Annotated in this window: 6 protein-coding genes and 2 pseudogenes; all 8 read right to left on the bottom strand. The window is 41.2% G+C overall.

Annotation, left to right across the window (positions count from 1 at the left end; translation table 11 throughout):
• Positions 1-194 (bottom strand): helix-turn-helix domain-containing protein (locus NFR51_RS10880; RefSeq protein ID WP_369127882.1); only part of this gene is annotated, 194 nt, incomplete at its 3' end.
• 158 nt (positions 195-352) lie between these two features.
• Positions 353-646 carry a transposase gene (locus NFR51_RS10470; protein WP_202231711.1) on the bottom strand — a complete coding sequence of 98 codons (294 nt, stop codon included), beginning with the start codon at positions 644-646 and terminating at the stop codon, positions 353-355.
• A 408-nt stretch (positions 647-1,054) separates the two neighbouring features.
• Positions 1,055-1,747 carry a hypothetical protein gene (locus NFR51_RS10465; protein WP_251713598.1) on the bottom strand — a complete coding sequence of 231 codons (693 nt, stop codon included), beginning with the start codon at positions 1,745-1,747 and terminating at the stop codon, positions 1,055-1,057.
• 339 nt (positions 1,748-2,086) lie between these two features.
• Positions 2,087-2,986 (bottom strand): annotated as a pseudogene (locus tag NFR51_RS10460) (ISL3 family transposase).
• Positions 2,983-3,378 (bottom strand): hypothetical protein, encoded by a 396-nt coding sequence (locus tag NFR51_RS10455; protein WP_251713597.1) that lies wholly within the window; start codon positions 3,376-3,378, stop codon positions 2,983-2,985. The pseudogene NFR51_RS10460 and the gene NFR51_RS10455 overlap by 4 nt, the downstream one beginning before the upstream one ends.
• A gap of 115 nt (positions 3,379-3,493) precedes the next feature.
• Complete coding sequence (rnr, locus tag NFR51_RS10450) at positions 3,494-5,494, bottom strand: ribonuclease R (RefSeq protein ID WP_251713596.1); 2,001 nt, start codon at positions 5,492-5,494, stop codon at positions 3,494-3,496.
• A gap of 61 nt (positions 5,495-5,555) precedes the next feature.
• The gene (locus tag NFR51_RS10445; protein WP_251713595.1) at positions 5,556-6,674 is read right to left on the bottom strand and encodes an NAD(P)/FAD-dependent oxidoreductase; all 1,119 of its coding nucleotides are present in this window, start codon (positions 6,672-6,674) and stop codon (positions 5,556-5,558) included.
• Positions 6,675-6,789: 115 nt separating this feature from the next.
• A pseudogene (locus tag NFR51_RS10440) lies at positions 6,790-7,410 on the bottom strand (hypothetical protein); the annotation flags it as partial.

Here is a 7,410-nt window from a genome sequence, read left to right as displayed (position 1 = left end):
ACTTTTCTCGCTTTTTCGTTGAGTTCTCGTCTCGTGCATGACGTGAAGCGTTTCTTTCGGATGGGAGAACTTAAGCCCAGGAGTTGCATATAGCGTAGCACCGTTTTAGGGTTCACAAAGACGTCATAAATTCTTTGGAGTTGCATCCAGATATAGCGATAGCCTTTGTGTGAGGAGTCAAAGATAATCTGTATCTTTTCAGCGAGAAAAGTATTCCAAGCATGGACGCTTGGTTTGCCTTTATTGAGCCAATCATAATAACCACTTTTTGAAACGCCTAGATAATCACAAAGGACACGAACAGGATAGGAAGTTTTGCATTCGTCAATGATTTGATATTTTACTCTTGTACTTACTTTTCCAAGAGGCTGTGTAGCTTTTTTAGGAGTTCCACCTCCATTTTGAGGAACTTGACTTGTTCTTCCAGAGAAAGAGCTTCAAGCTTTATTTTGGCTTTCCTCCCACGATTGTCTTGGTAGAGCAGTTGAGGGTCTTTCTCGTAGAGTTTGACCCAGTTTTGAACTTGAGTGAGGTTGGCGACGCCGAAGTGATTGGCGACCGTTTGATAGCTCCCAAGATGTTCAAAGAGATAAGCTTGTGCGACTTTCACTTTGAAGTCGCCTGTGTATTTTTGATTTTTACGCATGAGAAAAGCTCCTTGTTAAAATGGACGAAATATTTTTTTATTTCTTGTCCATTTTAACAGGAGCTATTCATAGAACTTATTTTTTATTTTGCTAATTTTTTCCATTTCCATAATTCGTGCTCTCGAAGTGTAAGGATACCAAAGAGGATAAGATAAAGACTTAAAAAATTCTTCTTGGTCTTTAAGTACAAGTCTATTCTATAGAAGCTCCAGCTAACGTTGGCTCTTTTTTTGTTTTATGTCTTTATAAAGTTTATGACCCTCAGGAATCATAACAATCGCAATAATTAAAGTAAAAATATAACTGTAATCATTTTGATGAGTTATTAAGCCATATATAAGAGTCACTGTACATATAACTATAATTATAGATTGCATTATTTTAAATATTTTCATGACTTCACCTTGTTATTGAAAAGCAACAGCCCAAATTTGAGAACCTGAATAATTTGGAGTTGTATTGAATACGATTCCTCCCGGAAACTTAGACATAGGATAGCCCAAAGCTCCAGCTGCTGCTCCTATTGCACCAGCAGCAGCCTTAGCATATGCATGAGGAATAAAATACAAAACTCCGGCAACTACACCTGCCGAACTAGTGATTACTCCAGAAACTTGACGAATTTTACTACGAGAAACCCCTACACGTTTCCCCCACCAATAAGTATGACTATAATTACTGCCTTCTTTAAATTTGATTCTCGCTTGGATTTGAACACCATTCGCTTCTTGTTGAGCAACCGCAGCGCTTTCTGCAAAAACAACGGAATTATCTGTTTTAACTATATTTTCTTTAGAAACTTTTTTAAATTGTTGATTCAAGAACGAATTACTTTCTTTGATTATTGCTTTCAATTTAATAATTTCGTCCTGAGTAGTATTTTCAGGTAAAAGACTTTCATCAAGGACAAATTTATTGTTATCTACTTCTATTGCGTTATCGTATTTGGAAACGAAGCTTCCAGTTAATTGCTCATTCTCATCAAGATTTTGAGCAATCGCAGACTGGCTACTTACATCTGCAAAAGCAAGATTTGGTGCACCAGACAAACAAAGCACACCCAACAAAACAGCAAAACTCAGCATTAGTCGTTTTAACATAACATTCCTCCTAAATGTCTTTTAATGAAGCATTTTTAATTTTAGAGACTCTTGAAACCGAATCCGTAATTATATTGTATAATACAAAGTATAAATTTGTAAAGAGGACAAAGACCTGTAAAGGGGATGAAAAATTTATAAAAAAGAACGAAATAATCTGGAAGATACACAGAGCAAGACAGTTAAAAAATTAAAATGAACGTGTGGGAGAAATTTTTTCTTCTTATTATTTTTTGAAGAACATAGTCAAAGTAAAATTTGAGCTTCTGTCAACTCTGCGGTGGTAATCGCTAAAAATGAGTTAGAATGAGTATGAGAAAGTTGCCTTGGGGTAGCTTTTTAGTTTGTTTTTGAGAGAATTTGTTGGAGTAAAATCCGTTTTCTGAGATGGTCAAATCTGACAAAGCCAAAGGCAATGCGTTTAATGAGTTTACAAAGATTATTCTTGCCTTCAAGTGGGCCGTTGGAGTAGGGCGAAACAATGCCTCGTGAAATAGCCTGCTTGTGTTTAAGCAAGTAACGACAAGACTTTTTAAAGTCCTCTGGCAAGCTTTCAGGCAGGGTTTGGATGACTTCAAAAAAGTCCTCTGCTTGCTTGTTCTGAAAAGCATCCAGTGCACTTTGATAGACCTCATAAGCCGCTTGAAGCTGCGGGCTATAAGCCAAAAGATAATCAATGACCTCACCTTCGGTCCGCCATTCGCCCCTGAAAAGTGGCCATTATTTCCGGTTCTGATAATTGACCTTGCCGTTCCATTTGAGGATCTGGCGCCAGTATTTCTTGAATTTGCGGTAGATTTTCCCCTTGTCGCCCCTGAGGTTTTTGAGTGCCTTCATTTCCTTGACCCGCAGCAGGTTAAAGGCTCGTGACAACTGTTGGACCACATGAAAGCCGTCAATAATCAGCTGAGCGTTGGGAAAAATCGTCAAGAGGGCAGGATAGGAGGTATTCATGTCCATGACAATGGTTTTGACTTTCAGACGTTCAGAGCGAGGGAATTTCAGGAAATAGGCCATCAAGTCCGCTTGTTTACGACTTTCTAGGATGTCAATAATATCATGTGTCAAGCCATCCGAGTAGACGAAAGCTAAGCCATTATCAGAATTTTGAGTGGCTTTAAATTCATCAAAACAAAGGACTTCTGGTAGCTGCCTAAAAGGTTGTTTTAAAGGGATTTGATCCACGATTTTCCAGCAGAAAGCAGGCGACACAAAGTAACGCTTTGCCACATCTTTCATTGCCATCTTGACCTTGAAATCAAGGAAGATAGCGCCCTTAACAGTAGATAAGATATTCCCCCAGGTTCTACGAAATAAGGTGTAGGCGTAAAAGTAACGCCACAATCTGCACAGTTATACTTTGCTTTGGTCAACTCCAGAACTCTTGGCCTGTGTCCAGCAGGTGTCATAAGCACCTCAGAAGTCCTGTAATCACGGACTTTACGAGACTCAGAAATGACACTACAGCTACTACAAATGGTCTGCTTGGGGCGATAGGTGGCTTTGAAAATCAAGGCTTTGTGATACCCTGTAAGCTTAGTGTAGTCTTCGCGAACAAAATTTTCCAGTGGAAAATCTAACTCTGAGGCTTTCAAGTCGAGCGAAAGTGTGATAGAATCTGAATGAGTCATAGGAATCCTAACTAAAATGGTGGTTGGTAACTTCATTTTAGCGGATTACTATGGCTTTTTTCTACAAAAAAATGGCGGTAGATTTTAATCTACCACCACAGAGTATACAGAACCTTTATTCTTCAATAACTTCCTCAAAATCAACGGTCCCTTTACGCTTGTTGGCGGAAATAACACGAATTTTTAGGACATCACCCATGCGGTAAGTTTTTTCTGATTTTTTGCCCTTGAAAATGTCTTCTTCTTCATCGAATTCGATAGCTTCTTCAACACCGGTATGAAGATTGACCGTACGAATCAAACCTTGGACAGTATTTTCGAGTTCCATAAAAAGCCCAAACTTTTGGACACCAGTTACAGTTGCTGTGTAAACTTCACCGATATGGTCCTGCATGTATTCTGCTTTTTTCATGGCATCAACGATACGTTCTGTCACAACTGCACGATGTTCCATGTCAGAAGACTGTTTAGCGATTTCAGGTAAACGTTCTTTCCACTCTTCTTTTGTACGGTTGGAGTGCTCTTTTGGATAAAGATGAAGCAAACGGTGCACAATCAAGTCAGGATAACGACGAATCGGACTCGTAAAGTGTGTATAGTCCGTCGCGGCTAAACCATAGTGATGCGTATTTTTTTCAGAATACAAAGCTGTCGACATGGTATGACGCAACTGATAAGTCAGCGTTTTTTCAAATGCTGTACCTTTGATTTCTTCCGCAAAGTAATTCACGGCTTCATGAGAATCAGAGCTCAAACTAAACCCAGCATCTGCAGCTTTCTCCATCAGTTTAGCAAATGCTTTTTCCTTTGGTTTGTCATGCACGCGGTAAAGTGAGGGCAGTTTTTTCTTCCGAAAATCAAGGGCAACTGTTTCGTTGGCTGCCAACATGAAAGACTCAATCATACGTTCTGCTGTCCCACGATCACGTTTTACAACATCAATCGCATGACCTTTTTCATCCAAGATAACTTTTGCTTCACTTTCGTCAAATTCGATCATACCACGTTGATGACGCATCTCTTCGAGCAATGCGTGAAGTTCGCCAGCAACAGTAACAGAGTCCACAATTTTAGGGAATTGTTCTAAACTTTCTCGGTGTCCTTCTCGCCCTTTATTGAGCATCTTATTCACTGTTGAATAAGTCATGCGATAAGTTGTCTTAATCACCGATGGACCTATTTTGTAATTGATAATTTTACCTGAGTTATTGATTTCCATCACACAGGACAGGGTCAAACGTTCTTGGGCTTCGTTGAGCGAGCAAAGATTATTGGACAGCTTAACGGGCAACATAGGTACGACACGGTCTGTCACATAGACGGAGGTAGCACGTGCAAAGGCTTCCTCATCCAAAGGCGAACCATCGGTCACATAGTGAGAAACATCAGCGATGTGAACACCTAGCTCATAGTTTCCATTGGCTAACTTCTTAACATGGATGGCATCATCCAAGTCTTTCGAGTCCTCACCGTCAATTGTATAAGTGATTTCTGAGCGGTAATCGTCACGTCCTGCAAAATCTTCTTCCGTCAATTCTTCTGGGATTGCTTCCGTCTGGGCCAGTGTCTCCGGTGTAAATTCTTGCGGAATTTTCATGGCGCAAAGCACCTCTAAAATATCAATTCCAACATCATCCTTGTGACCAATAATTTCTAACAGTTGCCCCTCAAAAGCTTTGTCTTCACTTGGATACTGTGTTACTTTGACACGCACCACATCTTCTTCCTGTAACCCAGGAAGAGACTGCTTGATATACAAGGGGTCTGTTATTTTATCATTGTAGAGTTGAATGGTTCCTTTGTAACCTGTCAGCTTACTTTGCCTGCTGGATAAGCTTTTATAACTGCCGACGGTTTCAGTCACAGAACGTTTTGTAATTTTTATAATCTGCCCATCTGCACCACGTTTCGCATTTTTTTGGTGAAGTACTCGCACAAGGACAGTATCTCCATCCATAGCTGATTTGGTAAATTTTGGTGAGATGAAGATGTCATTGCTCTTGTCGATTGCATCGAGTGGATTCACGAAACCAAACCCTTTCGGATGCTTATGAAAAATGCCTTCAACTTCTGTTTTTTCTGGTGTATTAACGATTAAATCTGATATTTTGGCCATTATTATCTTTCTGTTTTTTCAATCTATCTTTTCTATTATAACACACCCTTCGATACGTCTTTTATTTTGAAGCATTTTTGGCTTTTATATAGTTTTTTACATCTTTGGTATATAATCCCATCTCCCACTGACGTTGGGGGCTGTTGAGATACTGTGCTAAAAGATAAGCAATATACGGTCCTGTTGTTAGACCTGAAGAGCCCAGTCCACTCGCCACTGCTAAACCTGCTTCGCCCGCCATTGGACCGAAAAAGGGCGCAAAATCTGGTGTATATGCCCGTGTTCCGACACGATAGCTATAGGTTGTTTGTGTGAAAAAATCTTCTTTCAAAAAGGGCTGTACTCCCTTTGTCAGCTGTTCAAAAGCTTCTTTGGTGGGTCTTAAATCCCAAGCCGCTTCATTCTCATGTGTAGCACCTAGAAGCAGACGCCCTTCTTGAAAAGGAATGAGATCTGCCTCGCCATCCAAAAAAGCCACTGGCCACTGCCCGGTCTCAAAGTTTGTATCAAAGGACAAAAGTTGACCTTTTTGAGGAAAAACAGCTGTGGAATACCCCAACTGTTCCAACAGCTCTTTCAATGCTGGTCCGGGTGTCAAAACCAGCTCATCCACAAGGAGACTTTCTTGACTTGAAACAAGCTCCCAGCCATGTCCTCTCCTCCTTACTCTGGCTTCAGTTTTAATGATGTGAATCCCTTGTGCCTCTGCTCGTGCGCGAAGGTGTTCCAAGTAAGCTTTTCCATCTAAACGCCCCCCACCTGAAATATACAAGCTCTCCGCTGCTTTAAGTAAGGGCAGCATTTTTTCTGTTTCCTCTGGTTTTAGACGCCGAATTTCTCCAATCTCTGGCGCTGTTTTTCTACGCTCTAAGGCAAGCTGTTCAAGCTCTTGAAGGGCTTCTGAGCTTCTCAAAAACAAGGTCCCGCATTTTTCATAGATACTTTCGTTTAAGTTAAAATCCGTCACCAATTGCTCAAAAAAGGCCGCTCCATCTCGGGCTAAAGCATACCATTTCTTATTGCGTCGCTTGGACAACCACGGTGAAATAATCCCGGCGCTCGCTCCTGTCGCTTGATTTTTTCCCGAGTCAAAAACCGTAATTTCAAATTGTTCTGTATCTAAATAATTGGCCAAAGTCATCCCAATGATGCCTCCGCCTATAATCGCTATCTTTTTCATCTTTCTATTATACAAAAAAATACTTTCTGATGAGCAAATGCCTGCCACACACAGAGAACATAAAAAAGCATGTCCCTCAGTGGAATTTGAGAGAGCATGCCTATCTATATCCTGCTTACTGGTGGACGATAAGCGCTGGGCGTATCCTTAGTGGAGCGCTATAATCATAAGTTTGCAGGACACCTCCAGTGGTCAAACGCCAGCCTCTACCACTTTCTCCAGGCGTCCGAAGCCACCATGTACGCATTTCACCCGTGCGACGTTCCTCACGACTTTCCCAAGCTAGTCCTGGACCTGACAAACGTGCCATATCTGCCAATGACAGTGAGAAAGCGCGGCTGGTACCACTTAGGTCAACGGCAGAGTTATCTGCTCCTACTTCCCCTGTTAGATGAAGTGGTATCCATCCAGTACCTTCAAAAGTAACGTCATCAAATGCAATGCTTCCTACTGTAAAAGTGTTTTCTACAGGTTGTACCATGGCTTGAACTTCTGGGTCAAGAGTATCATACCACTGATTGAGACGAGTATCCTGATTATCCCAAGAAACCTGTACACCAGCTTCATTCCGAATAATCAGATGATTCCCCCCACCTTGATTCTCCAAATAACGGTACTGTTCCCCAGCCATAGTAAAGATGGTCCCCGGTGCCATGATACTAAAGTTGATTTGGTCGGGTTGGACATTGTCATCTGGTCCCGGGTTCCCCCAGTTGTTATCGATAGAACCGTTCTG

Source organism: Lactococcus ileimucosae, assembly GCF_943193185.1.
Lineage (GTDB): Bacteria > Bacillota > Bacilli > Lactobacillales > Streptococcaceae > Lactococcus > Lactococcus ileimucosae.
This window is presented reverse-complemented; position numbering and strand designations above follow the sequence as displayed.